Annotated in this window: 26 protein-coding genes; 10 read left to right on the forward strand and 16 right to left on the reverse strand. The window is 65.4% G+C overall.

Annotated elements, in window-relative coordinates; translation table 11 throughout:
* The first annotated feature begins 127 nt into the window (after positions 1-127).
* The 3 genes from JWQ89_RS10500 to JWQ89_RS10510 all read left to right on the forward strand — a co-directional run bounded on the left by JWQ89_RS10500 (position 128) and on the right by JWQ89_RS10510 (position 3,508).
* Complete coding sequence (locus JWQ89_RS10500) at positions 128-1,261, forward strand: Gfo/Idh/MocA family oxidoreductase (RefSeq protein WP_299640767.1); 1,134 nt, start codon at positions 128-130, stop codon at positions 1,259-1,261.
* A 160-nt stretch (positions 1,262-1,421) separates the two neighbouring features.
* Entirely contained in the window at positions 1,422-2,267 is an 846-nt protein-coding gene (locus tag JWQ89_RS10505) for a sugar phosphate isomerase/epimerase family protein (RefSeq protein WP_299640769.1), read from the forward strand.
* Positions 2,268-2,494: 227 nt separating this feature from the next.
* Positions 2,495-3,508, forward strand: a complete 1,014-nt coding sequence (locus JWQ89_RS10510; RefSeq protein ID WP_299640771.1) for a lactonase family protein — start codon at positions 2,495-2,497, stop codon at positions 3,506-3,508.
* A gap of 104 nt (positions 3,509-3,612) precedes the next feature.
* Here JWQ89_RS10510 and JWQ89_RS10515 read toward each other — a convergent pair whose 3' ends face one another.
* The 4 genes from JWQ89_RS10515 to JWQ89_RS10530 all read right to left on the reverse strand — a co-directional run bounded on the left by JWQ89_RS10515 (position 3,613) and on the right by JWQ89_RS10530 (position 5,865).
* Entirely contained in the window at positions 3,613-4,167 is a 555-nt protein-coding gene (locus JWQ89_RS10515) for an outer membrane beta-barrel protein (RefSeq protein WP_299640773.1), read from the reverse strand.
* Between the two features lie 168 nt (positions 4,168-4,335).
* Positions 4,336-4,683, reverse strand: coding sequence for a DUF2200 domain-containing protein (locus JWQ89_RS10520; protein WP_299640775.1), 348 nt, complete (start codon positions 4,681-4,683; stop codon positions 4,336-4,338).
* Between the two features lie 16 nt (positions 4,684-4,699).
* Positions 4,700-5,323, reverse strand: coding sequence for a LysE family transporter (locus JWQ89_RS10525; RefSeq protein WP_299640777.1), 624 nt, complete (start codon positions 5,321-5,323; stop codon positions 4,700-4,702).
* Positions 5,323-5,865, reverse strand: a complete 543-nt coding sequence (locus tag JWQ89_RS10530) for a DUF924 family protein (protein WP_299640779.1) — start codon at positions 5,863-5,865, stop codon at positions 5,323-5,325. The genes JWQ89_RS10525 and JWQ89_RS10530 overlap by 1 nt, the downstream gene beginning before the upstream one ends.
* Before the next feature lie 202 nt (positions 5,866-6,067).
* On the opposite strand from JWQ89_RS10530, the gene JWQ89_RS10535 reads away from it, so the two are divergent.
* A complete protein-coding gene (locus JWQ89_RS10535; RefSeq protein WP_299640781.1) occupies positions 6,068-6,283 on the forward strand; it encodes a hypothetical protein in 216 nt (71 codons plus the stop codon).
* A gap of 308 nt (positions 6,284-6,591) precedes the next feature.
* On the opposite strand, the gene JWQ89_RS10540 is transcribed toward JWQ89_RS10535, so the two are convergent.
* Positions 6,592-7,593, reverse strand: coding sequence for a zinc-binding alcohol dehydrogenase family protein (locus JWQ89_RS10540; protein WP_299640782.1), 1,002 nt, complete (start codon positions 7,591-7,593; stop codon positions 6,592-6,594).
* A 263-nt stretch (positions 7,594-7,856) separates the two neighbouring features.
* Between JWQ89_RS10540 and JWQ89_RS10545 the strand changes: the two genes are divergently transcribed.
* Complete coding sequence (locus tag JWQ89_RS10545; protein ID WP_299640784.1) at positions 7,857-8,897, forward strand: beta-eliminating lyase-related protein; 1,041 nt, start codon at positions 7,857-7,859, stop codon at positions 8,895-8,897.
* A 243-nt stretch (positions 8,898-9,140) separates the two neighbouring features.
* Here the strand turns inward: JWQ89_RS10545 and JWQ89_RS10550 are convergent, their stop codons facing one another.
* The 4 genes from JWQ89_RS10550 to JWQ89_RS10565 form a co-directional block, all read right to left on the reverse strand.
* Positions 9,141-10,058, reverse strand: coding sequence for a VOC family protein (locus JWQ89_RS10550; protein ID WP_299640786.1), 918 nt, complete (start codon positions 10,056-10,058; stop codon positions 9,141-9,143).
* A 155-nt stretch (positions 10,059-10,213) separates the two neighbouring features.
* Positions 10,214-11,101, reverse strand: coding sequence for a hypothetical protein (locus tag JWQ89_RS10555; protein WP_299640788.1), 888 nt, complete (start codon positions 11,099-11,101; stop codon positions 10,214-10,216).
* On the reverse strand, positions 11,098-11,982 hold the full coding sequence (locus JWQ89_RS10560) for an ABC transporter ATP-binding protein (RefSeq protein ID WP_299640790.1): 885 nt from the start codon (positions 11,980-11,982) through the stop codon (positions 11,098-11,100). Before JWQ89_RS10560 ends, JWQ89_RS10555 begins: the two co-directional genes overlap by 4 nt.
* A complete protein-coding gene (locus JWQ89_RS10565; protein ID WP_299640791.1) occupies positions 11,975-12,334 on the reverse strand; it encodes a GntR family transcriptional regulator in 360 nt (119 codons plus the stop codon). The genes JWQ89_RS10560 and JWQ89_RS10565 overlap by 8 nt, the downstream gene beginning before the upstream one ends.
* Before the next feature lie 172 nt (positions 12,335-12,506).
* On the opposite strand from JWQ89_RS10565, the gene JWQ89_RS10570 reads away from it, so the two are divergent.
* Entirely contained in the window at positions 12,507-13,505 is a 999-nt protein-coding gene (locus JWQ89_RS10570) for an NAD-dependent epimerase/dehydratase family protein (protein ID WP_299640793.1), read from the forward strand.
* A gap of 278 nt (positions 13,506-13,783) precedes the next feature.
* Positions 13,784-14,986, forward strand: a complete 1,203-nt coding sequence (locus JWQ89_RS10575) for an MFS transporter (protein ID WP_299640795.1) — start codon at positions 13,784-13,786, stop codon at positions 14,984-14,986.
* A 325-nt stretch (positions 14,987-15,311) separates the two neighbouring features.
* Here the strand turns inward: JWQ89_RS10575 and JWQ89_RS10580 are convergent, their stop codons facing one another.
* Entirely contained in the window at positions 15,312-15,806 is a 495-nt protein-coding gene (locus JWQ89_RS10580; protein ID WP_299640797.1) for a GyrI-like domain-containing protein, read from the reverse strand.
* Between the two features lie 317 nt (positions 15,807-16,123).
* On the opposite strand from JWQ89_RS10580, the gene JWQ89_RS10585 reads away from it, so the two are divergent.
* Positions 16,124-16,654, forward strand: a complete 531-nt coding sequence (locus JWQ89_RS10585; protein WP_299640799.1) for a sugar O-acetyltransferase — start codon at positions 16,124-16,126, stop codon at positions 16,652-16,654.
* A gap of 192 nt (positions 16,655-16,846) precedes the next feature.
* Here JWQ89_RS10585 and JWQ89_RS10590 read toward each other — a convergent pair whose 3' ends face one another.
* A complete protein-coding gene (locus JWQ89_RS10590; protein ID WP_299640800.1) occupies positions 16,847-17,398 on the reverse strand; it encodes a GNAT family N-acetyltransferase in 552 nt (183 codons plus the stop codon).
* Between the two features lie 64 nt (positions 17,399-17,462).
* A complete protein-coding gene (locus tag JWQ89_RS10595) occupies positions 17,463-18,380 on the reverse strand; it encodes a sugar kinase (RefSeq protein WP_299640802.1) in 918 nt (305 codons plus the stop codon).
* 230 nt (positions 18,381-18,610) lie between these two features.
* On the opposite strand from JWQ89_RS10595, the gene JWQ89_RS10600 reads away from it, so the two are divergent.
* Positions 18,611-20,035 carry a mannitol dehydrogenase family protein gene (locus JWQ89_RS10600; protein ID WP_299640804.1) on the forward strand — a complete coding sequence of 475 codons (1,425 nt, stop codon included), beginning with the start codon at positions 18,611-18,613 and terminating at the stop codon, positions 20,033-20,035.
* Positions 20,036-20,246: 211 nt separating this feature from the next.
* Positions 20,247-20,456, forward strand: coding sequence for a hypothetical protein (locus tag JWQ89_RS10605; protein WP_299640806.1), 210 nt, complete (start codon positions 20,247-20,249; stop codon positions 20,454-20,456).
* Between the two features lie 11 nt (positions 20,457-20,467).
* Here JWQ89_RS10605 and JWQ89_RS10610 read toward each other — a convergent pair whose 3' ends face one another.
* The 4 genes from JWQ89_RS10610 to JWQ89_RS10625 all read right to left on the reverse strand — a co-directional run bounded on the left by JWQ89_RS10610 (position 20,468) and on the right by JWQ89_RS10625 (position 24,102).
* Complete coding sequence (locus JWQ89_RS10610) at positions 20,468-21,625, reverse strand: iron-containing alcohol dehydrogenase (protein ID WP_299640808.1); 1,158 nt, start codon at positions 21,623-21,625, stop codon at positions 20,468-20,470.
* Between the two features lie 226 nt (positions 21,626-21,851).
* Positions 21,852-23,234, reverse strand: coding sequence for an aldehyde dehydrogenase family protein (locus JWQ89_RS10615; RefSeq protein ID WP_299640809.1), 1,383 nt, complete (start codon positions 23,232-23,234; stop codon positions 21,852-21,854).
* 21 nt (positions 23,235-23,255) lie between these two features.
* Positions 23,256-23,678 (reverse strand): type II toxin-antitoxin system VapC family toxin, encoded by a 423-nt coding sequence (locus tag JWQ89_RS10620; protein WP_299640811.1) that lies wholly within the window; start codon positions 23,676-23,678, stop codon positions 23,256-23,258.
* Complete coding sequence (locus tag JWQ89_RS10625; protein WP_299640812.1) at positions 23,662-24,102, reverse strand: hypothetical protein; 441 nt, start codon at positions 24,100-24,102, stop codon at positions 23,662-23,664. The genes JWQ89_RS10620 and JWQ89_RS10625 overlap by 17 nt, the downstream gene beginning before the upstream one ends.
* Positions 24,103-24,153 lie beyond the last annotated feature (51 nt).

Here is a 24,153-nt window from a genome sequence, read left to right on the forward strand (position 1 = left end):
CTCGATGTCATCCCAGCGAAAGCTGGGGACCCAGCTCACCCCACGCGCGGGCCGCGAGATGGCTCCCGGCCTTCGCTGGGATGACATCCGTGGCTGTGGCGATTGCCGTTCCCGAAGGATCAACCCAATGACCAAACTCCTCAACATCGGCATGGTCGGCTACGGCTTCATGGCCCGCTGCCACTCCCACGCCTGGGCCTCTGTCTCCCACTTCTTCGATACCGGTTACCGCCCCGTCCTCAAGGCCGTCGCCGCCCGCAACGACAGCAAGGTCCGCCGCTTCGCCGAGCAGTGGGGCTATGAGAGCGTCGAGCACGACTGGCGCCGCCTGATCGAGCGCAAGGACATCGACGCCATCGATATCTGCGTCCCCAATGACCTCCACGCCGAGATCGCCATCGCCGCGGCCGAGGCCGGCAAGATGGTGCTCACCGAAAAGCCGCTCGCCCGCACCGCCGCTGAGGGCCAGCCCATGGTCGATGCCGTCGAGAAGGCCGGTGTCCCCAATCTCGTCTGGTACAACTACCGCCGCATCCCGGCCGTCACCCTCATCCACAACCTCGTCGCCGCCGGCAAGCTCGGCCACATCTTCCACTACCGCGCCAAATTCCTGCAGGACTGGACCATCTCGCCCGACGTGCCGCAGGGCGGGCAGGGGACCTGGCGCCTCGATGTCGACGCCGCCGGCTCCGGCGTCACCGGCGACCTTATTTCCCACTGCATCGACAGCGCCATCTGGATCAACGGCGGCATCTCGTCCCTCACCGCCATGACCGAAACCTTCGTCAAGGAGCGCAAGCACGCCGAAACCGGCGCGGTGCGGCCGGTCGGTATCGATGACGCCGCCGCCGTCCTCACCCGCTTCGCCAACGGCTCGCTCGGCACCTTCGAATCCACCCGCTACGCCCGGGGCCACAAGGCCGGCTACACCCTCGAGATCAACGGCGAAAAGGGCTCGCTGAGCTGGGACCTCCACGACCTGAACCGCGTGCAATATTTCGACCACTCGATCGAAGGCCAGCTCCGCGGCTGGACCAACATCCTCGTCACCGACGGCGACCACCCCTACCTCGGCAAATGGTGGGTCCCCGGCCTCATCATCGGCTTCGAGCACAGCTTCACCCACACCGCCGCCGATTTCCTCGAGGGCCTGAAAACCGGCAAACCCGCCGCCCCCACCTTCCGCGACGCGCTGGAAACCGCCTGCCTCTGCGACGCGATCATCGCCTCGGGCAAATCGGGGCAGTGGGTAAACCTGTAGCCCCCGGGACTGCCCCTCACCCCAAACCTCTCCCAAAGGGGCGAGGGGGCGCTAGCCCCGCAAACTCGGTGCGCGTGAGACGAATGCCCTCACCACAGGGTCCCCTCGCCCCTCCGGGGAGAGGGACAGGGTGAGGGGAAGTTCAGAAAGAACAGAAACCATGAAACTCGGCTTCAACCTCCTCCTCTGGACCACCCACGTCACCGACGAACACAGGCCCATCATCGAGCGCCTCAAGGCCACCGGCTATGACGGCGTCGAGATCCCGATGTTCGAAGGCACCCCCGATCACTACGAAAAGCTCGGCCGCCGCCTCCGCGATATCGGCCTCGAAGCCACGGGTGTTGGCGTCATGGCCGGCGGAAATGCCATCTCGCCCGACCGGGCGCAGCGCAACGGCGCGCTGGCACACCTCAACTGGTTGTCCGATTGCACGGCGGCGCTGGGCGGCACGCTTGTCTGCGGCCCCTTCCACCAGCCCCTCGGCGAGTTCTCCGGTCGTGGCCCGACCGCCGACGAGATCGCCTGGTGCGCCGATGTCCACAAAGCCGCCGCGCAACATGCGGCACGCTCGGGCGTCGCGCTCTCGGTCGAACCGCTCAACCGGTTCGAGTGCTACTTCCTCAACACCATGGAGCAGGCCGCCAGTCTCGTCCGCCGGGTCGATGAGCCGAACTACGGCTACCTGTTCGACACCTTCCACACCAACATCGAGGAAGACCACCCGTTCGACCTTATCCCGGCGACCATCCGCCAGATCAACCACGCCCACATCTCCGAGAACAACCGCGGCGTCCCCGGCGCCGGCCACATCGACTTCCAGTCCGTCTTCAACACCCTGAAACAGTCCAGCTACGACGGCTGGATGACCATCGAAGCCTTCGGCTCCGCACTGCCGGACCTCGCCGCCGCCACCAAAATCTGGCGCCCGCTCTTCGGCTCGGAGGCCGAGGTGTACGAGAAGGGCTACAAGCTCATGCGCGAGGGGTGGGACGGGGCGCGCTGACGCGCGACCCCTCATCCGCCCTTCGGGCACCTTCTCCCACAGGGGCCATCACCACGATATCGCCGTCGGTTGCCTTCTCCCCTTGTGGGAGAAGGTGCCCGAAGGGCGGATGAGGGGTATCGCATCGCTCGCGATGCGCGATCCGAGCGGAGCGAGGAGCGACTGGTCTAGCCACAACCGCCTGACTCCCCTAACACTTCCGCCCGCACACCTAGGAGGAGCGTCTCGTGACCAAGATTTCCCTGCTGTCCGGATCCTACACCGGCCCGAACGGCGAAGGCCTGAAGCTCATCAGCTTCGACACCGCCACCGCGACTTTCGCCCTCGAGCAAAGCTTCCCCGGCACCCCTGACGTCTCCTGGATCGCCTTCGCGCCAAACACCCGTACCGTCTACGTCACCAACGAGATGGCCGAGCAGGTCGGCGCCTTCACCCTCTCAGCCGACGCCCGGAGCGTCACCCCCCTCGGCTACCAGCCGACCGGCGCCAAATACCCCTGCTACATCCGCCTCAGCCCCAAGGGCACCAAGCTCGCCACCGCCAATTACGGCGACGACTCGGTCCAGGTCTTCAGCCTCGACGCCACCACCGGCGCCCTGAAGCCCGACCCCACCGTCCTCCGCAGCGCCCATGCGCACGACAAGGGCCACGCCCACTGGACCCAGTGGTCCCCCGAAGCCGATCGGCTCTACACCGTGGATCTCGGCCACGACGAAGTCCGCTTCTATCGCTACGAAGCCGGCAGCTTCGTCGGCGGCCCCGAAACCGCCTACGCCGCCCCCAAGGGCGCCGGCCCGCGCCACCTCGCCTTCCATCCCAACGGCAAGTTCGCCTACCTCTTCACCGAATACGCCGAAACCCTCACCGCGCTCGCCCGCGAGGCCGACGGCAAGCTCACCGAACTCAACACCCTCTCGGCGCTCCCCGCCGATTTCGACGGCAAGTCCACCGGCGCCCACATCCAGATCAATCCGGCCGGCGACACCGTCTACGTCTCGAACCGCGGCCACAACTCGATCACCGTCTTCGCCATCGCCCCCGACGGCCGCATCAGCCTCAAGCAGAACATCGCCTGCGGCGGCAACTGGCCCCGCTTCTTCCTCCTCGTCGGCCACCACCTGATCGTCGCCAACCAGGAAAGCGAAGACCTCGTGCTGTTCGACGTCGCAACGGACGGCACGCTGAAGCCCACCGGCACAGTGTTCAAGCTGCAAAAGCCGGTAGCGCTGTTGGCGATCTGACCATCCGCAAAGGGGGGAGCTGGCTCGGCTCGGAGGCGGCTGCGCTCGCTTGAAACGAGATCGGGCCCCTGCGGGCCCGATCATTCCCGGCGCTGTGGCCGTGATCAGAAGTGGAAGGCGACGCCCACGGTAGCGCGGGCGTAGTCGAACAGGTCATCGCCCTCGAAATAGCCGTAGCCGGTGAGCTGGCCACGGACGGTGATGTCTTCGGCGACGGCGACTTCGATGCCCGCGCCCAGCTGGTAGGCCGTGTCGTTCGCATCGGGGTAGTCGATGTCGAATTCATAGCCGGCGCCGGCGATGCCGTAGACCAGCACGTTCGGGGTCAGGATCACGCCGGCACGACCAAAAACGAAGAGTTCTGCGTAGGAGACATCGCCATCGGTGACGATATCGGCACTGCCCTCGATGCCGAGCAGGAAGCCCTCCGATGCGAGGAAATTCACGCCGGCGAAGACGCCGCCGCCGAAATAATCGCCGCTGTCGTCGGTCGAGAACTCGCCGCTGACCGAGGCGCCGACATAGGGCCGCGCCCAATCGAAACCCGCCTCGTCGACGACGGCGACCTCTTCCGCGGGAAGCGTGAGATCGGCGGCGTAGGCCGAGGCGGTGAGCAGCGAAAGCGAGACGGCGGCAAGAGCGAGCGTGCGGTGAATCATTTGAACCCCCTGAAATTGCCGCAGTGCTGCCCCATTTTCGGACCCGGGAAAATACGGCCGGTGCCGCTGCGGCCAGGCAAGCGGCGCATTTTGCCGCAATGATGCAAAAGAGCATCAACAGCGGGTCGGATGCGCGAGTAGCGAGGGAGTGGAGCAAGGCTCGGTCGGCTATGCTCGGAGGATCTTTTCCATCGGCTTGCCCTTCGCCAGTTCGTCGACCAGTTTGTCGAGGTAGCGGATTTCCCGCATCGTGGGCTCTTCGATGTTTTCTACCCGGACGCCGCAGACCACGCCCGTGATCAGCGAGCGGGCCGGATTCATCGCTGGCGCGTGGGCGAAGAAATCCTCGAAGGTGGTCTTGTTCGCCAGCTGGTCGTCCAGCGACTGCTGGCTGTGTCCCGTCAGCCAGCGGATGATCTCATCGACCTCGCCCTTGGTGCGTCCTTTCTTCTCGGCCTTGGCGAGATAGAGCGGGTAGACGCTCCCGACGCTGACCGAATAGATGCGATGGGTCATTTGCCCTCCTGTTCCGTCACCGCGCTTCGATGATCAGCCTCACGCCAAGCACCCCGATGAACACCGCTGCAGCTCTATCGACCCAGATTTTGGCGTTGAGGTAAAGCGCACGCGGCCGGCTCGCCGAGAACGCTACCGCGACGATGGCGTACCAGGCGGTTTCCTGGACGAAGATCAGTGGCGGCAGGGACCAGTAGAGCCAGGGGTCGGGGTTTTGGGGGAGGAGGGCGGCGAAGACGGCGCCGAAGACGGCGACGATCTTGGGGTTGGAGAGCTGGGTCAGGAGGCCGAGGGTGAAGGCCTTCCGCGGGTTGGCGGTGGCGGGGCCGGGGGTTTCGACGGTGATCGGGTCTGCGGCGTGGCTCCAGATCTTCCAGGCGAGATAGACGAGGTAGAGACCGCCGGCGATCTTCAGCGCAGTGAACAGAAGGCCGCCATCCTCGATCAGGGTGCGGAGGCCGAGCACGGCGAGGGCGCCGAACAGCATCGCCCCCACTCCCATGCCGAGCGCGGCGGCGAGACCCTCGCGGCGCGACTGGGCCACGGCGGTGCGGACGACGAAGACGAAGCTGGGGCCCGGGCTGATGGCGCCGATCAGCAGGGCGCCGAGGATCGAGAAGAGGACGAGCGAATGTTCCATTACCATCTGCCTTCATCGGAGGCGCAATAGGCGGCTTCTTCGGGTGTGGAGAGGCGGCCGAGGGTTTCGTTGCGGCGCGGGTAGCGGCCGAAGCGGCGCAGCAGGTCGCGGTGGGCGAGCTCGTACTTCAGCACTTCTTCGTCATCGAGGGCGGTGAAGAGCCGCACCGCTTCCGCATGCACGACGAGGGATTCGGAGTGCATGTAGGGCATGTAGAGGAAGGTGCGCTGACCCGGCTCGAGCGCCTGGTCGCTGCCGGCGGCGACGGCCTCCTGGGCGAGGGCCAGCGCCATGGGGTCGGAGGCGAAGGCCGCAGGCGTGCCACGATGGATCTGGCGGGAGAACTGGTCGAGCACGATGATTTCGGCGAGGCGGCCGCGCGGCGTGGTCCGCCAGGTCCAGGCTTCGCCAGCGGCGACGGAGGCGTGGGTGTCGGCGAACTTCTCGGTGAGGAGCGCATCGAAGGCGGGGCCGCCGCCGAACCAGTCTTTCTGGCCGTGATCGACGAACCAGAAGGTGAGGACTTCATCGGGGGACTTCATCGATTCTGGTTCCTCTGGCGCGATCTCGGGGACCTGTGCGATCGCTGGCGCGGGTGGTGACCCCCGGCCCGCCGGGATGACAGACGGTGGGCGGGAAGAGCCGGCGAGTCTCGTCCCTGCTTTCACGGTTCATTTCACATGCGTCGGCCAGAATGTCACGCCGGCCGCAGTTCATCTTGCCGGGCAGAACCAGGAGAAGTCCATGCGGCTCGTGAAGCTCGATACGCCGGAAGGCATCATCTACATCAATCCCGAGCACGTGGTGGCGGTGGTGAAGGGGTTGCGGGACACCAAGATCGATACGGTGTCTGGCGTGCATGTGGTGAAGGACGCGCCGGAGGTGGTGGCGCGGCTGCTCGGGATGGAAGAGATCGAGCTGGATGTGACGCCGAAGGCGGTGGGGTGGAAGGAGCAGTAGGGCGGATTTCTCGGCCCGATCGCCTTCTCCCTTGTGGGAGAAGGTGCCCGAAGGCGGATGAGGGGTATCTCTCCGCGCACTCGTCGCTCGTCGCTTCGCTCCGATCGCGCAACGAAGGCGTTGCGGACCCCTCATCCGGCGCTGCGCGCCACCTTCTCCCACAAGGGGAGAAGGCAGACCCGACTGAGAGATGGTGGCTGGCTGCGCTCCATCTGACTGAGAGGGCGGTGGCTCCCCTGCCCCCTCCACCGGCTTCGCCGGTCCCCCTCCCTCGCTTGGCGGGGAGGATCAAGAGGCCTCAGCTCCCCTCACACCGTGACGATCGCCTTGATCACGCCGGTGCGGTCGTGGGCCCAGAGGGGCATGTTGGCGGGGACGTCGTCGAGGCTGGTGGCGTGGGTGGCGAGCTGGTCGGTGGGGACCTTGCCGTCGATGATCGAGGCCATGACGTGCTCGAAATCGGCGCGGATGGCGTTGCGGGAGGCGCGGATGGTGAGCTCGCGGCGGTGCACTTCGGCATCGGGGAAAACGAGGTCGCCCTTGATGACGCCGACCAGGGTGTAGGCGCCGCCGTTGCGGGTGTGGAACAGCGAGGCGTTCATGGCGCGGATCGAGCCGGTGGCGTCGAAGACCGCGTCGAAGCCGGTGGAGCGGATGGGGGCGAAGTCGGCGCCTTCCAGATCGGCTGGCGCGAAGGTGGTGAAGCCGAGGGCGCGCGTCGCGGCGATCTTGTCGGGGGCGGCGTCGATGACGGTGACTTCGGCGCCGGCGATCCTGGCGAAATAGGCGACGCCCAGCCCGATGGGGCCGGAGCCGACGACCAGCGCGCGGGAGCCGGGTTTCAGCTCGGCGGTGCGGCGTATGGCGTGGGCGCCGATGGCGAGGAACTCGACCATGGCGGCATCGCGCAGGCTGAGGCCGGTGGCCTTGTAGAGATTACCGGCCGGCATGACGATTTCCTCGGCCATGCCGCCGGGGGCGTGGACGCCGATGACCTTGAGGGTCTCGCAGCAATTGGCGCGGCCTTCGAGGCAGGCGGGACAATGGCCGCAGTTGAGATAGGGATTGATGACCACCGGATCGCCGGAGGCGAAGGCTTCGCCGTTGGGATCGACGACGGTGCCACTCAGCTCGTGGCCGATGACGCGCGGGTATTCGAAGTACGGGAAGTTGCCTTCGAAGATGTGGTAGTCGGTGCCGCAGATGCCGATGTGGCGGATGGCGACGCGGACCCAGCCGGGCTTGAGTTCGGGGCGTTTGATGTCGACCAGCGCCAGCTGTTCGGGCGCGGTGCAGGATATGGCTCGCATGGTGTCTCCTCTTGGGGGCGATCATAGCGGGCGCGGGGCGGGAGGGAAGTGGCTTTGGGGTGGTGGCGTCGCCGGCGGTGTTCATCCTCACGACCCACTCCCCCATCCCCTCCCCTCAAGGGGGAGGGGTGCCCGACTAGAACGCTGGGAGGCTGCGGCACTGTCGCACCCCTCCCCCTTGAGGGGAGGGGTGGGGGTGGGGGTGGCGAGGCTGGTGCTCGGATGCTACGAGCGTCGCCAGAGACTTACCGGGGTTCAATCAAGTGAATTTTGCGAGTGACAACTGGGCCGGGGCGACGCCCGAGGTGATGGCTGCGCTTGGGCGGGCCAATGATGGGGCGGCGCCGGCCTACGGCAATGATGCGCTGACCAGGCGAGTGACCGCGATGTTCTCGGAGGTGTTCGAGACGGATGTCGAGCTGTGGTTCACGGCGACGGGGACGGCGTCGAACTCGCTGGGGCTGGCGGGGCTGAGCCGGCCGGGCGGGTTGGTGCTCTGCTCGAGCGAGGCGCATATCCATGTCGATGAATGGGGGGCGACGGAGTTCCAGTCGGGCGGGATGAAGCTGGTGCCGATGCCGCAGGTGGCGGGGCGGGTGTCGGCGGCGACGCTGGCGGAAACGCTTGGGCGGTTTCCGGAGGGGAACCGGTTCGGGGTGCCGGTGGCGCTGAGCCTCACCAATGCGACGGAATGCGGGACGGTCTATGCGCCGGAGCAGGTGCGGGAGTTGGCCGGGATGGCGCGGGAGCGCGGGCTGTCGGTGCACATGGATGGAGCGCGGTTCGCCAACGCCGTGGCGGCAACCCGGGCGAGCCCGGCGGAGCTGACGTGGCGAGCGGGGGTGGATTTCCTCAGCTTCGGGGGGACCAAGAACGGGTGTTGGGCGGCAGAGGCGATCGTGGTGTTTTCGCCCGGGAAGCTCAGGGATCTGGCGGCGCGGCGCCAGCGGGCGGGGCACACGTTCTCGAAGTCGCGGTTCGTTGCGGCGCAGTTCGAGGCGTATCTCACGGATGGCAACTGGCTGCGCTGGGCGGGGCACGCCAATGCCATGGCTGAGCGGCTGCGGGCCGGGTTGCGCGGGGCGAAGGCGGCGCGGCTGGGATGGGAAAGCGAGGCGAACGAGGTGTTCGCGGTTCTGAGCACGGAGGCGATCGCGCGGGTGCGGGCGGCGGGTGGAACGCTGTACGAGTGGCCCGCGGAGGCGCTGGGGGAGGCGCTCGGCGAGGGCGAGGAACTGGTACGGCTGGTAACGAGCTGGGCGACGAAGGCGGATGAGGTGGAGCGGTTCCTGGGGATGGTTTAGGGGCGGAGGGCTGGGGCGTGATCACTCCGAAGGGCCGGTGCTGGTTGACCCCCACCCCTGTCCCCTCCCCCTAAGAATGGGGAGGGAGACGCTCGCACTGAGATCAAGATTGGCGTCTCCCTCCCCCTGTTGAGGGGGAGGGGCCAGGGGGGTCGATTTGCGCCGGCAGCGGGTTGGGGCTGCCCCTCCACCGGCTGCGCCGGTCCACCTCCCCCGCCTTGGGGAGATGAGCCGGGGCGCTGTCTAGCCCACCACTACCCTTACCAGGTTTCCCGCCGGGTCCTTCGTTTCGAGACCTTCGTTCGTGTCGCCAATTTCTCCGCCGAGGGCCGTGAGGCGGGCTCGGATTTCGGTGAGGGTTTTGGCGTCCGGTACCACGATATGGAACCAGCGGAGCCCGGCGGAGCCCTTGTTGGCCTGGGTGGCGTTGGGGCCGGACCAGATGTTGAAGGCGATGGTGTGGGGCGGGTAGTCGAGGCCGAGGTCGCCCATGCCGAAGCGGCGCATGATGAACAGGCCGCCGAAGCCGATGCCGTCGCGATAGAAGCGCATGGCGAGTTCGAGGTCGTTGACGTGCAGGTGGATGTGGCCGATGCGCGTGCCGGCCGGCATCAGCGCCGGGACGGTGTTGACGTCATCGAGCTCGCCGATGAGGTCGTCGACATCGATCGCCTCGCGGCCCGAGTGCGGCGAGCCGTCGATGGTGCGGACATAGACGCCTTCCTCGGCTTCGCCGATGCGGCCGCGCCACGGGGTCTCGAAGGTGATCTCGATGCCGTTGTTGTCGTGGTCCCACAGGTAGATCGCCTCGGAAACGAGGTGATCGGTGGGGGAGACGCGGACGCGGCGGCTGAGGGCGCGCACCATCATTTCGGCCAGCGCCTTGCGGGTCGGGACGTGGATGGCGACGTGGTAGAGGCCGAGCGAGCGATCGGGGAACGGGCCTTCGGCGCCGAGCTCGAGGGTGATGAGTTCCCTGCCCTCGACTCCGAGATGCAGCGCTTCGGCGTCCTCGGAGATCAGCTCCAGGCCGACGACGTCGCGCCAGATGGCGAGGGCCCGGTCGCGGTCGGTGACGGCGATGCGGACGGGGCCAAGCCGGGTGGTGAGCGGCAGCGTAGGCGCGGAGCGTACGCTGGCCTGGGATTCGACGGTGATCATGGCGGGGCTCCCGGATTTGCTGTCGGGCTAGATATGGATGATTGCGGGGGGCAAGCCAATGGTGGGGATGCCGTATCCCGTGAGGCTGGTGGGGGGACCCCACCCCTGTCCCCCACCCATGGCTCCTCCCCGCAAGGGGGAGGGGGACGGCTCCGTCAGGTGGCGAGGCTGCGGCGGCGGTATTCGCTGGCGGCGTAGACCAGGAGGGAGGCGACGATCAGTCCGCCGACCATCTGGCTCCAGTCGATGCCGGCGACCAGCCGCCCGATCATCGTTGTGGCGTTGAACGGGCCATCGGCGAAGATCGTGGGCATCAGGTCGCGTTCGTCCGGTCCGAAGTGGAAGCGGCGGCGGAGGAAGTCGAGGACGTAGCCGCCGCGCGGCCCGCCGGCATTGTCGAGCACCAGGTTTTCCGCGAGCCCGACCAGCCCGGGGATCAGGAAGGCGAGCGGGATCGACCAGCGGCGGAAGACGGTGGAGAGCGCGCCGACCCAGGCGAAGAACGGGGCGTACCACAGAAGGGCAAGGACCAGCGCGACGAGGACGTAACCCGCGATCTGGACGGCGCTCGAGACGAACTCGAGGATGCCCGGGAGGGCGAGTTGCGGCAGGACGAGCGTGCCGGCGAGAGCGGTGAAGTAGATCAGGACGGCGGTCAGCAGCAGCGCTCCGTAGATGAGCGCCGGCAGGATGGTCATGCCGGCGAGCATCTTCGAGGCCAGCACCTTGAAATCGGTTACCGGCATCGATTTCCAGAACAGCATGGCATTGTTGCGCCGGTCGGCGCTGAAGGCGTCGGCGTAGTAGAAGAACAGTGCCGCGAGCAGGTAGATCGCCCACAGCATGCTGACGCCGAGGAAACCGACCTCGAAGAACTTGAGCGCCGAGGGCGCGCCGACCTCGTAGGCCATGTGGAAGCGGTTGGAGAAGAGACTGCCGATGAGGATGACGGTGAGGACGATGAGGATCACGGCCGGGGCGTAGAGGAAGGCGCCCCGGTGCTCGAGATATTCGCGCTTGATGAGGGCAACGAGGGAGTTCATTTGGCAGGACCGCGCTGCATGAGGGCGACGAAGAGGTCGGAAAGCGTGGGCGTCGTGACCTCGCCGAACTGGGCGAGGCGCTCGCGCTCGACGCCGTCGAAGACCATGGCGGTCTGCCCGAAGCGGGTTTCGCTGTAGATCGGGCCGAGCGCCATCGCGGCGGCGACCTGATCGGGACGGACGAGGACCTGGCTGAACTTCGAACTGACGGTTTCCATCTGCATGTGGAGGATCAGGTCCCCATCGCGGATGAACATGATGTCCGAAAGCATGAACTCGATCTCATCGACCTGGTGGGTAGTGATGAGCAGCGTCCGCTCCTCGGTCATGTAATCCTCGAGCAGGCGCCGGTAGAAGCGCTTGCGGTAGGTGATGTCGAGCCCGAGGGTAGGCTCGTCGAGGACCAGCAGCTTGGCATCGATCGCCATCACCACGGCGAGGTGGAGCTGGGCGATCATGCCCTTGGAAAGGTTTTTGATCCTCGCTTCCATCTTGACGTCGGTGCCGTCGAGGAAGCCGCGGGCCTTAGCCTGATCGAAGTTGGGATGGATGTTGGTGAGCAGCGCGAACAGCTCGCGGACGCGGAGGAACCGCGGCAGGCTCGCGACATCGGAGATGAAGGCGACGTTCTTCATCAGCGCGGCGCGCTTCTGGTAGGGGTCCTCGCCGAGGACGCGCACGGTGCCCTCGTAGGAGGTGAGGCCCAGCAGCGCGTTCAGCGTGGTGGTCTTGCCGGCGCCGTTGTGACCGACGAGCCCATAGATGCGGCCCGCGGGAATGTCGAAATCGAGGCCGTGAAGGATTTCGGTCCGGCCGAAATGCTTACGGAGGCCGCGCGCCGAGACGATCGGAGCAACTGGGGTTTGAGCCAGATCATTCATCTTCTCTGCCTTGCTTCAACAGGAGTGCGGGATCGAGTTCGAGGGCGGCCATGCGCGCGAGGATGCGCGGCCACTCCTCGGTGAGGAATTTCTGCCGCTCATGGGCGAGGAGGCGCTCGCGGGCGCCGTCTGCCACGTACATGCCCATGCCTCGGCGGGATTCGACGACGCCGATATCGACCAGGGACTGATAGGCGCGGGTGACGGTCAACGGGTTGACCGAGAGATCGGCGGAGATCTGGCGCACCGATGGCAGCGCCTCCCCCTCCCTGGTGGTCTTGCTCAGGATCATGTCGGCAATCCTTTCGCTGATCTGTACGAAGATCGGCTGGCTGTCGTTGAAATGGCTCATGCGTGATGCCTTGGTAGTGTGCTAGTTATGTAGCACACTACTTCGGCAGCGCAAGCGGAATCTGCGAGGACGGCGGCGACTGCGCTTGGCAATGGCGTTGCCGGACGGATAGCTTCGAGCCCGCCGCCGGGAACAAGGCTTTGTGCTGCCGGGGTTTTTGGGAGACGGACGCTTGCGAATCCTCGTTACCGGCAGCGCCGGCTTCATCGGCTTTCATCTGAGCCGCCGGCTGCTTGCGGAGGGCCACGAGGTGGTCGGGCTCGATGCGCTGACGCCGTATTACGACGTGCGGCTGAAACAGGCGCGGCACGCCATGCTGGCGGAGAGCGCGAGGTTCCGGCCGGTGATCGGGCGGCTCGAGGATGCCGAGGTGGTGGAGGCGGCGTTCGCGGATGGGCCGGAGGTGGTGGTGCATCTCGCGGCCCAGGCCGGGGTGCGCTACAGCCTCGAGCAGCCGTTCAGCTATGCCGACAGCAATGTCACGGGGACGCTGGCGGTGCTCGAAGCGGCGCGGCGGACCGGGCCGCAGCACCTGCTGATCGCGTCGTCGAGTTCGGTCTACGGCATGAGCGAGCAGCCCTCGCGCGAGACGGACATGACCGACTGGCCGGTATCGCTCTATGCGGCGACCAAGAAGGCGACGGAGGCGATGAGCCATTCGTATGCGCACCTGTTCAGGGTGCCGACGACGTGCCTGAGGTTTTTCACGGTGTACGGTCCGTGGGGGCGGCCGGACATGGCGCTGTTCAAGTTCGCCGAGGCGATCGCGGCGGGGGAGCCGATCAGCCTCTATGGCGAAGGCAGGATGCGGCGCGATTTCACCTATGTCGAGGACGTGGTGAGCGCGGTCTGGCGGCTGATCGGGCAGGCGCCGGTGATGGGGGAGCCGGTCGAGGGGGACACGCTGTCAACGGTAGCGCCCTGGCGGGTGGTGAACATCGCGGGGGGGCGGCCGGTGGAACTGATGCGCTTCGTTTCGGCGGTCGAGGCGGCGATGGGCCGCGAGGCGGAAAAGCAGCTGCTGCCGATGCAGCAGGGGGACGTGCCGGAGACGGCGGCGGATACGCGGCTGCTGCGGGCGCTGGTGGGGCAGGTGCCCAGTACCGAGGTCGAAGATGGAGTGCGGGCGTTTGTGGAGTGGTTTGGGGAGTGGCGGGGGAGTGGCCGGTAGCTTGCCGAGGAGCTGGTGCAAGCCGACCCCCACCTCTGTCCCCTCCCCCTACCGGGAGGGAGACCCTCACATTGACGGCTGTATTTGGGTCTCCCTCCCCCTGTTCAGGGGGAGGGGACAGGGGTGGGGGTCGGCGAGCACTGTGGAGGCGGTCGTCGCCGAAGCCGAACGGAAAATCGTTCGGGTGCTAGCGACTCGGCGCTGGTCGCATGTTAGAGGCAGGGCTGTTTCGGCCGGCGCTCGCCGGCCGCTCTGACATTTTTTCCGGATTTCCCAAAGTGACGGCCACAGCTTCGGCACCGGCGACGAGCATCGCCAGCAAGACCACGCTCTCGATCATCATCGCGGTATCGGTCTGCCACCTGATCAATGACGTGATGCAGTCGCTGCTGTCGGCGATCTACCCGATCCTCAAGGACAATTACGGGCTCGACTATGTGCAGATCGGGCTCCTGACCTTCACCTTCCAGTGCACCGCGTCGCTGCTGCAGCCGGCGATCGGGATGTATACGGACAAGCGGCCTCTGCCCTATTCGCTGCCGGTGGGCATGGCGTCGAGCCTGGTCGGGCTGGTCGTTCTCGGCTTCGCCCACAGCTATTGGCTGCTGCTGCTGGGCTCGGCGTTTGTCGGGCTGGGCTCGGCGATCTTCCATCCCGAGAGCTCGCGCGTGGCGAGGCTGGCCTCAGGCGGGCGGCACGGGCTGGCGCAGTCGCTGTTCCAGGTCGGCGGCAATGTCGGCTCGGCGCTCGGGCCGCTCCTCGCGGCATTCATCGTGCTGCCGCGCGGGCAGGCGAGCGTCAGCTGGTTCGCTGTGGGCTCGCTGGTCGGGATCTTCATCCTGTGGCGGGTCGGCAACTGGTATGCGGCGCATCGGAAGGCCAATGCCGGCCGGGCGCCGGTGAGCACCGCCCTCATCTTCGACAAGCAGACGACGGCGATCGCTCTTGCCGTGCTCACCGTCCTGACGCTGACCAAGAACGCCTACATGGCGAGCCTCTCGAGCTACTACACCTTCTTCCTCATCGATAAATTCCATGTCGGGGTGCAGGACAGCCAGCTGCTGCTGTTCGTCTATCTGGGCGCCTCGGCGCTGGGCGTGTTCCTCGGCGGGCCGATCGGCGACCGGTTCGGCGCGAAGTTCGTGATCTGGTTCTCTATCCTCGGGGTGCTGCCCTTCACGCTGCTGCTGCCCTATGCCGACCTCACCTGGACGGTGGTGCTGACCATCGTCATCGGCCTGATCTTCTCGTCGGCGTTCTCGGCCATCGTGGTGTTCGCCCAGGAGCTGATGCCGGGCCGGGTGGGGATGATCGCGGGAATCTTCTTCGGCTTCGCGTTCGGGGCCGGCGGCATCGCGGCCGCGGCGCTCGGGGCGGTTGCCGACGTCACCAGCGTCGAATACGTGTTCTGGCTGTGCACGTTCATGCCGCTCGCGGGACTGCTGACGGTGTTCTTGCCGGAGATGCACAAGGTGAGGTGACTCGATCTCTCGGCATCCCTCCCTGCCGGAGAGAAACCGATTTCTTGGGCTTAGCCCTCGGCCCAGGCGCAAGCGTCCCCGAGACGCCACCAACACCCCTGGAATAACCCACGAAGACAAGACTCCGGCCGCAGTGCAGGGTCTCCCTCCCCATACTTAGGGGGAGGGGACAGGGGTGGGGGTCAGCTCGCACCGACTTTGCCGGCGCATCTCGACCCAACTCCGACCAACTGATCCATCGGATACGGTGCAGGTCCCGAAACTATCCCTCCCATGAGATGACCAATGACGGCCACTCCGGAACAACAACCATCCCAAACGTTGCTCAGGCGTCCTTGCGACGAATCGGCAGGTGGATGCCAACGGTGCTGTCGGGCCGATCAAGCTTCGCTATGTCGGCCCAGTATTCAAAGTCGAAGGGAGCACACTGCTCGCGCTGGTGGTCCCTCATCCAGACATTGATCGCATCATATGTACCGGCGAACTCCGACTCCGGCCCCAGGTGCTCGAAGCGTAGGAAATGCCCGGAAGGGATGGTGTGGTTGATCATCCCGGTCGGAACCGCCTCGACGCGGTCGACCTGTTTGCCGATGATCTGCGTGAACGGCGTGTCGTGGGTCCAGCCCGGCCCGTCGTAGACTTGAACGAGGAAGATTCCATCTTCGGTCTTGTGGGAGATCTCGCCCGCCCTGGCTGCGAGTTCTACCCGCAGCTGGTGGACCACCTTCGACTTGATGATTTCGCTGAGCGTGGCCCGGATCCTGTAGCCGACCAGCTGCTTTTCCGGTCGGTCGATCGCCTGAACTTCAGTAGACAGCACTTCCATCCCCCTCGACGTGCGCCCGGCTGACTGTCTTGCATGGTCCGGATTGCTATGCAATCACCGTGGCTTACAGAACGGACGACGGTTTCGATCCCTGGTACGGCACAGCCGACTGTGGTTATCTCCGATTGGTGACGTCCCTCGCCGCAGGCCCCAATGCAAGCGTCTCCCCGCGTTGCTGGCATCCCGCGTGAACCACCACCTTCTCGAGCGGCACACTGCGACCCTCGCCCGAACTCGGGGCGCGGGCGATGCTGCATCGGCCCAAGCAGCTCTGCTATCGTCGGTGTGGCTATTCACCCGGAACATTGACGATGACCAACCCCGCCCGTTCGTCCGAAGGTCGAGCACGTTTCGAGAATGTTCAACGCGCTGTCCGCCTTTCGGCTCGCCTCGGCGAGATTGGCTTTGACGACCTCGATGGCCTTCGGGCCGCGTTCTGCGAGCTGATCGGCAAGACCGTGGGCGACGGGTTCATGATCATCCCACCATTCTCTACGGACTGCGGTCTCAACATTTCCATTGGCAGCAACGTGTTCATCAACCAGGGATGCCATTTCATGGACATGGGCGGCATCTCCATCGGCGATGATGTGATGATTGGACCAAAGGTCAACCTCGTTTCGGCTGGCCACCCCGTGTTACCCTCGGAGCGTCGGAACGGCATCGTCGCCAAGCCGATCGTCATCGGGCGGAACGTCTGGATTGGCGCTGCTGCTACTATCCTGCCTGGAGTAACGATCGGCGAGAACGCCGTTGTCGCCGCTGGTGCCCTCGTCAGCCGGAACATCCCCGAGAACACCATGGCCGCCGGCGTGCCCGCCCGGGTTCTCAAACACCTCTAGCAAGCACCCATGCAGCTACGGCTTATGCAGCGCACCCCCGGAGCCGGCAGGAACGAAAACCCGGCCCCAGTGTAAGGGTCTCCCTCCCCCTTGCGGGGAGGGGACCGGGGTGGGGGTCTTCCCCGCACCGGCTTTGCTGGCCTCATACCGAACCAACTCCGGCCTCGCCGGAGGGCGGGACGCAATCAGACCCTACAGCCGCTTTGCCAGCCATATATCCGGTCTCCCCAGCCCGTTCGCGTCCGGGATGAGTCCCACGATCGTGAAGCCAACCTTCCGATAAAACGCCAGTGGATGCTTGCTCCGTGGGGTTGGGTCGAGGTCGCGGATGGCGGCAGGGACGTCGCCGTAGACGTCCGCGCCAAAGGCGTTGGTGCCGCCGAAATCGTCGTCGCTGCCCAGATAGAGGGTGAGGATACCGGCCGCACGGGCGGCGTCTTCCAGGGCCCGGACCAGCGAGGTGCCGATGCCGCGGTGCTGCCAATCGGGCGCGACGACCAGCGGATGGAGTTCCCAGGCGTGGGAGTAGGCACTGATGCCTCCGATCCACCCCAGCACCGCGTCGTTCTCAACCGCGGCAAAGCCGGTCCATTCAGCGTCGCCCAACAGGCCGGCAATGACCACCCGGCCTTCCTCTAGCGTCTTCCAGGCGGCCGTGACGTGGGCCAGAGAGTCGATGAGGATCTGCGCCGCGGCTTCCGACTGGGCGGAGCTGAGCGTCGCGAAAGGGATGATCTCGATCATGGCAAACCCTGTTGCAAGCGCAGCTTGCAGCGAAGGCGCGGGGCGCCCCGACACAGAAAACCCATCACACCCCCCTCACCAGCTCCGGCGCCACCAGCGCCCCCTTGTGCCCGATCACCACGCCGGCCACCCGATGCGCCGCCCTCGCCGCGTCGACCGGGCTCAACCCCCCCGCGCGCGCGCCAAGATACCCACCGTTGAACGAATCCCCGGCGCCCGTCGCGTCCACCACCTTGTCCGCCCTCGGCGCCGGCACGAATTCCCGCACCCCGTCTGCCGTCGCCACCAGGGCCGGCTCCGACCCGTTCTTCACCACCACTTCGCGCGCCCCGATCTTGAGATAGCGCTCCGCCGTCGCCTCCGGCGAAGTATCCCCGAACACCGGCGCCTCGTCGCTATGCGTCGGCAGCACGATGTCCGAGATCGTCGCCGCCGCCGTCAGCGTCGAGGCCATGATCTTCGGCGAGGTCCACAGCGCCGGACGCAGGTTGGTGTCGAACACCACCGTCGCCCCCGCATCCCGCGCCTTGACGATGGTCCGCATCAGCTTGCCCCGGGCCCGCGGCGCCAGGATCGCCATCGAGATGCCGGAGAAATACACCGTGTCGGCCCCCACCACCGCCGCCTCCAGCGCCTCGACATCGTCGGCCAGCAGCTTCGCCGCCGATTGACCGCGCCAATAGGTGAAGTGCCGGTCGCCCTTTTCCTGGTGGATCATGTAGAGCCCGGGCCGCCGCCCGGCGATGGTCTGGATCCGCCCGGTCCCGATCCCGGCCTTGTCGATGAACGCCCGCATTTGCGCCGAATACATGTCGTCGCCCAGCGCCGTCACATAGTCGACCGTCCAGTCCTCGGGCAGCAGCGCCTTGGCGTACCAGGCGGTGTTGAGCGTGTCGCCGGCATAGCCCAGGCGATACATCCCGCCCTCGCCGCCGCTCATCTCGATCATCGCCTCGCCAATGCTCACGAACCGCTTGGTCACTGCTCTCTCCCCAAACACGACGCACGCTTATGCCGGGGATATTTTTGCCTTGCAACCGAGTGGTATGGCAGTAGATGCCATGCTTCGATACTGATGCAGCCACCCCTTCACCCTCCCCTTTATGGGGAGGGTCGGGGAGGGGCCGCCTGCCAGTGGGGAAACACCAGATGCCACGCCTAAATGCCTCCGAAATCCGTTCAGGCACCGTTCATCTACGTAGCATTCCAGCGATGAATTACGACAGATCCACTGTCACACCCGGCATCGTCCACCTCGGCATTGGCGCCTTCCACCGCGCCCACATGGCCGCCTATGTCGATAGCCTGCTGAAGGACAACCCCAGCTGGGGCATCATCGGCGCCTCGCTCCGCCGCCCCGACACCCGCGAGGCCCTCGCCCCCCAGGATTTCCTCTACACCCTCGCCATCCGCGACGCCTCGGGCACCCAACCGCGCATCATCGGCTCCATACTCGATGTGCTCGACGCTAACACCCAGCGGGCGCAACTCATTGAAACCATGGCGAATCCGGCGATCCGCATCGTCTCGCTGACCGTTACCGAGAAGGGGTATTGCCACGATCCCTCGACCGGCGAACTCGACGAAACCCACCCCGACATCGTCCACGACCTGGCCCATCCGGACGCCCCGATCAGCGCCCCCGGCATCATCGCCGCCGCGCTCGATCTTCGCCGCCGGCGCGGACTTATCCCCTTCACCGTCATGAGCTGCGATAATCTGCCTTCGAACGGCAAGACCGCCGGCCGCATCGTGCGCCGGTTTGCCGAACTGAGGGGAGGAGGTACGAACTTAACGAACTACGTCCAATCCGTAAGTTTTCCGTCCACCATGATCGATCGGATCGTTCCTGCCACCACTGAGGCCGACCGAAAAATCATAAATGAAATCATAGGTTTGGACGACGCCTGGCCGATCATGACCGAGCCCTTCACCCAATGGGTGATCGAGGACGCCTTCCCCGCCGGCCGCCCGCCCTTCGAAACCGTCGGCGCCCAGCTGGTCGATGATGTCGAGCCCTACGAGCTGATGAAGCTCAGAATGCTCAATGGAAGCCACTCCACCATGGCCTATCTCGGCTATCTCGCGGGCTACCAGTACGTCAGCGAAGCCATCGCGGACCCAGAAATTCACCAGTTGATTCAAGGTCTTATGACGAAAGAGGTAATGCCGACCCTCCCCATGCCCCGCGCCACTCTCGAAGCCTACCGCGACCAGCTCCTGGCCCGCTTCGCCAACCCCGCGCTCAAGCACCGCACCTGGCAGATCGCCATGGACGGCACCCAGAAACTCCCCCAGCGCCTCCTCGGCACCATCCGCGACCGCCTCGAAAAAGGGCAGGGGATTCAACGGCTTGCCCTCGGCGTCGCGGCGTGGATGCGCTACGTCACCGGCATCGACGAAGCGGGCCAGCCGATCGACGTCAAGGACCCGATGGCCGCAAGGCTACGCCAGATCGCCGACGGGGCAGGGGGCGATGCTTCCCGCCTCGCCGGCGACCTGGCGGAAGTCACCGAAATCTTCGGCACCGACCTCAAGATGAACGCTACCTTTGCCAAGGAAGTCACCACGCATCTGGCGTCGCTTTTCGCCCGCGGCGCAGCAGTAACGATGGCTGCAGTAGCCGAGAGGCGTTGACCACAAGACTTGGCATGACCCGGGAATATTGACGAATAGCCCGTATTGGTGCTCTCTCTCGTGACCGTTAGGGGAGAGTAGATTGCGTCGGCTATTGATTGGCGCCGTTATCGCGGCGCTGTGTTGCGGTACCGCGAACGCAGCAAGTGTATCCAGGTTCCGCTGCGAGGATACTCAAGTCATCGACTACATCAAGGAGAGCCTCAGGGGCATGAAGTCTGAGAATGGCATGGTGTTGTCCAACTATCTCGGCAACAACTCCAAGCTGACCGCGACCACCATTTCGGCGCAAAGCGACCGGCTCGTATGCAAGATCAACCTCAGCCTCACCTACGCCGGAAGCACCCAGAAGATTAGGGGGCGGTTCATCTACCGCGAGTTTGCCGGCGGCAAGACCACCGTGCAGTTCATCCCCCACTAGGCGCGGCGCCCCTAAACCCGCCCCTCCATCGCCCGATCGAAAATCTCCAGCGCCAGCGCCCGCGTCAGTTCCACCGGGTTCCCCCCCGCCGTCGGGTCGACGATCGCCATGTCCGCAATCAGCTCCCGCCTGTCCCCGCTCACGTTGAAATCCCGTAACGTATTGGGAACATTGAGCTTCGCCCGCAACGCATTGACCGCATGCAGGAACGCATCGAAGTTCGGCGACAGCCCGCAGTAAGCCGCGAGCCGGGCGATCTTCGCCTCGATCGCATCCCGGTTGGCCGCCAGCACATAGGGCATGAACACCGCATTGGTCATCCCGTGATGCGTGTCGTAGAGCGCCCCGACCGGGTGGCTCAGCGAGTGGATGGCGCCCAGTCCCTTCTGGAACGCAGCCGCGCCCATCGCCGCCGCGCTCATCATGTGCCCGCGCGCCTCGATGTCGTTGGGGTTGTCGACCACCCTGGGCAGGTTCTCAAGCGCCAGCCGCACCCCTTCCACCGCAATGCCGTCGGCCAGCGGATGGTACCCCTTTGCGCAATAGGCCTCGAGGCAGTGAGCCAGCGCGTCGAACCCCGTCCCGACCGTGATGAAGCCCGGCATGCCGACCGTAAGCTCCGGATCGGCAATGACAATTTTCGGCATCATCAGCGGATGGAAGATCACCTTTTTGGTGTGTCTCGTCTCGTCGGTGATCACCCCGGCCCGCCCTACCTCCGATCCCGTCCCCGCCGTCGTCGGCACCGCGACGATCGGGAAAATCCCCTTGGGGTCGGCCCGCGTCCACCAGTCGCCGATATCCTCGAAATCCCACATCGGCCGCGTCTGTCCGGCCATGAACGCGATGACCTTGCCCGTATCGAGTCCCGAGCCGCCGCCGAACGCGATCACCCCGTCATACCCGCCCGCGCGCAACGCCTCGATCCCTGCGTTCACATTGGCCGAGACCGGATTGGGCTTCACATCCGCGAACACGCCGACCTCGATCCCGGAATCACGCAGCAATTTCAGCGTGTTCTGCGTCACCGGCAAATTCACCAGCCCCGCATCGGTCACCAGCAGCGGCCGCGAAATCCCCGCCGCCTTCAGCGCCTCCGGCAGCTCCTTGATCCGGCCGGCGCCGAAACGGACGGCAGTCGGATAGTTCCAGTTGGCCTTGGTCGTCATCTCGATCTCCCGATGCCCCAGCTACCCACCGGGTCATTCCCGCGAAAGCGGGAACCTCTGTCTACTGCTCTCACCACCCAAACAAAGTCTTGCGGGAACGACCCGGTGAGAACAGCGCCAATGATACCCAACGTACCGTCGGCCCACACCATCGGTGCTCCAACCACGATGTCATCCCGGCGCAGGCCGGGATCCATCTCTCAACCCGCTCCGACGGCCGATGTCGTCAGACCACCTTCAAATGATAGCTCTTCGGCTGCGTCAGGTTGGCATACCCGATCTCGCTCAGCGCCCCGCCCTTGCCGGTTTCCTTGACCCCGGTCCACACCAGCGCCGGATCGAGATAGTCGCAGCGGTTGGCGAACACCGTTCCGGTCTCCACCTTGCTCCCGATCTTCGCCGCCGTCTCTAGGTCCTCGGTCCAGATCGACGCCGTCAATCCGTAGGGGTTGTCGTTCATCAGCTGGATCGCCTCGGCATCGTCGGCCACCTTCATGATCCCGACCACCGGCCCGAAACTCTCTTCCCGCATCACCGCCATCTGGTGGTTGACGTTGGTCAGCACCTCCGGCGCGAGGTAGGGTGAGCTCTCTTCGTCGAGATCGTGGTTGGAATTGAGATGCGCTTTCGCGCCCTTGCGCAGCGCCTCGAGCGTCTGCCCGCGCACGTGGTCGGCGAAGCGGGGCGTCGCCATCGGTCCCACCAGGGTGTCGGCATCGAGCGGGTTGCCCAGCGTCCAACCCCTTGCGTTCTCGACGAAGTCCTTGACGAACCGGTCATACACCCCGGCATGCACGTAGATCCGCTCCACCCCGCAGCAGCTCTGCCCCGAGTTGAAGAACGACCCATCGACGAGGTTCTCGACTGCGTAGCTGAGGTTCGCGTCCTCGCGCACATAGGCCGGGTCCTTGCCGCCAAGCTCCAGCCCCAACGTCGCGAATGTCCCCGCCGCCGCCCGCTCGATCCGCCGTCCCCCTTCCACCGAACCGGTGAAGTTGACGTGGTCGATCGCACCCGATCCGATCAGCTTCTCGGTATTCTCATGATTGAGAACGAGATTTTGGAACAGTCCATCCGGCAGTCCCGCCGCCGCAAACGCCTCGGCCAGCCGCTCGCCCGCCAGCAATGTCTGCGACGCATGCTTGAGGATCACCGCGTTTCCCGCCATCAGCGCCGGAACGATTGAGTTGATCGCCGTCAGGTACGGGTAGTTCCATGGCGCGATCACCATCACCGTCCCCAGCGGCTCGCGCGAAATCCAGCGCTGGAACCCAGGCTTCTCCGGCCGCATCGAAGGTTTGAGGCTCTCCTCGGCAATGGCGATCATGTGCCGCGAGCGTTCCTCGACGCCGCGCCTCTCCCCGCCATAACGTACCGGACGGCCCATCTGCCATGCCAGTTCCGGCAGGATCTCGTCGTTCTTGCCTAGCAGCGCATCAAGGAAGTGCTCGAGGAACTTCGCCCGCTCCTTGACCGTCAGTTCACCCCAGACCTCGCGCGCCCGCCTGGTCTTGGCGACTGCCGCCTCTATCTCGGCGCCGGTCGCCAGATTGCGCTCGGCATACACCCGCCCGTCGATCGGCGAGACGATCTGGACCCTATCGGTCATTTCTGCTTCATCTCCAAGCCATTAGCAGGCCAGCGCCCGCACGTGCCCGTGGGCTGCATAGTCGAGGATCAGTCGGTCGCGCGTCACGATCGTCAAGTCAAGCGCCCGTGCCGTCGCAATGATGATGCGATCGGCAGGGTCGCCGTGGACCGGTGTCGGTAGCAGCGAGGAATCGATGAGTATTTCGGGTGTCAGCCCTTCCAGCATCACACCCGGCAGTTGCAGGAACGCCCGAAAGATCACTGCCGGGGCCTGCGCCATGGCCGCCCGACCGCTTTTTGCCAATAGACCGAGCTCCCACGATGTTATCAGCGAGAGCCGGACCGGCTGGCCGGCATCTGATGCCTCATCAATGGCCTCCACGGCTTCCGGCTGCATCGGCGATTGCTGCGTGAGCCAGATTGCGGCGCAGGTATCGAGGAGAAGACTATTCCTCCTCGCCATAGAGCGCCTTCCAGTCGTCGAATGCTGGCTCCGTCAGGTCCACGCCCGGCAAAATGGTGATCATGCCCTTGAGCGCTCCCCATGCCGGGTGGCGATAGGGCTTCTTTTCTTTCCCGTCATCTGCCGTGTCGGAATCTTCCAGTTTGAACGTTGCCTGTTTCATTTCCCCAAATCCCTCAGCCACTTCGCCAGGAACAAAACGAACTTTGCCTAGCCCAACATCAACGTTTTCCGTGCGATAGCCTGCCGCCATCCAGGCCCCCGCCTGCACATGCGTGCCGCCGCTGTTGCTCCACCATGCCGCATAGCGACGTGCGGATACCGGCAACGGAAACCCGAGGATCTCTTCGACATCCTCGAATGTAACCTCGATCGTCCCCGTGGAACGGCTCAGGTGGCGGAACAAGCCATCGTACTTCGACATCGCAACCTCCTTCCTGTACATTAGTACAATCGAGAGTAAGTTACAATGTCG

Source organism: Devosia sp., assembly GCF_028290645.1.
Lineage (GTDB): Bacteria > Pseudomonadota > Alphaproteobacteria > Rhizobiales > Devosiaceae > Devosia_A.

Excerpts from the sequence above, each read along its gene's own strand:
- JWQ89_RS10500 (WP_299640767.1), top strand. The coding sequence starts at position 128 with ATGACCAAACTCCTCAACATCGGCATGGTCGGCTACGGCTTCATGGCC.
- JWQ89_RS10505 (WP_299640769.1), top strand. The coding sequence starts at position 1,422 with ATGAAACTCGGCTTCAACCTCCTCCTCTGGACCACCCACGTCACCGAC.
- JWQ89_RS10515 (WP_299640773.1), bottom strand. The coding sequence starts at position 4,167 with ATGATTCACCGCACGCTCGCTCTTGCCGCCGTCTCGCTTTCGCTGCTC.
- JWQ89_RS10520 (WP_299640775.1), bottom strand. The coding sequence starts at position 4,683 with ATGACCCATCGCATCTATTCGGTCAGCGTCGGGAGCGTCTACCCGCTC.
- JWQ89_RS10525 (WP_299640777.1), bottom strand. The coding sequence starts at position 5,323 with ATGGAACATTCGCTCGTCCTCTTCTCGATCCTCGGCGCCCTGCTGATC.
- JWQ89_RS10530 (WP_299640779.1), bottom strand. The coding sequence starts at position 5,865 with ATGAAGTCCCCCGATGAAGTCCTCACCTTCTGGTTCGTCGATCACGGC.
- JWQ89_RS10535 (WP_299640781.1), top strand. The coding sequence starts at position 6,068 with ATGCGGCTCGTGAAGCTCGATACGCCGGAAGGCATCATCTACATCAAT.
- JWQ89_RS10540 (WP_299640782.1), bottom strand. The coding sequence starts at position 7,593 with ATGCGAGCCATATCCTGCACCGCGCCCGAACAGCTGGCGCTGGTCGAC.
- JWQ89_RS10550 (WP_299640786.1), bottom strand. The coding sequence starts at position 10,058 with ATGATCACCGTCGAATCCCAGGCCAGCGTACGCTCCGCGCCTACGCTG.
- JWQ89_RS10555 (WP_299640788.1), bottom strand. The coding sequence starts at position 11,101 with ATGAACTCCCTCGTTGCCCTCATCAAGCGCGAATATCTCGAGCACCGG.
- JWQ89_RS10560 (WP_299640790.1), bottom strand. The coding sequence starts at position 11,982 with ATGAATGATCTGGCTCAAACCCCAGTTGCTCCGATCGTCTCGGCGCGC.
- JWQ89_RS10565 (WP_299640791.1), bottom strand. The coding sequence starts at position 12,334 with ATGAGCCATTTCAACGACAGCCAGCCGATCTTCGTACAGATCAGCGAA.
- JWQ89_RS10585 (WP_299640799.1), top strand. The coding sequence starts at position 16,124 with ATGACCAACCCCGCCCGTTCGTCCGAAGGTCGAGCACGTTTCGAGAAT.
- JWQ89_RS10590 (WP_299640800.1), bottom strand. The coding sequence starts at position 17,398 with ATGATCGAGATCATCCCTTTCGCGACGCTCAGCTCCGCCCAGTCGGAA.
- JWQ89_RS10600 (WP_299640804.1), top strand. The coding sequence starts at position 18,611 with ATGAATTACGACAGATCCACTGTCACACCCGGCATCGTCCACCTCGGC.
- JWQ89_RS10605 (WP_299640806.1), top strand. The coding sequence starts at position 20,247 with ATGAAGTCTGAGAATGGCATGGTGTTGTCCAACTATCTCGGCAACAAC.
- JWQ89_RS10610 (WP_299640808.1), bottom strand. The coding sequence starts at position 21,625 with ATGACGACCAAGGCCAACTGGAACTATCCGACTGCCGTCCGTTTCGGC.
- JWQ89_RS10615 (WP_299640809.1), bottom strand. The coding sequence starts at position 23,234 with ATGACCGATAGGGTCCAGATCGTCTCGCCGATCGACGGGCGGGTGTAT.
- JWQ89_RS10620 (WP_299640811.1), bottom strand. The coding sequence starts at position 23,678 with ATGGCGAGGAGGAATAGTCTTCTCCTCGATACCTGCGCCGCAATCTGG.
- JWQ89_RS10625 (WP_299640812.1), bottom strand. The coding sequence starts at position 24,102 with ATGTCGAAGTACGATGGCTTGTTCCGCCACCTGAGCCGTTCCACGGGG.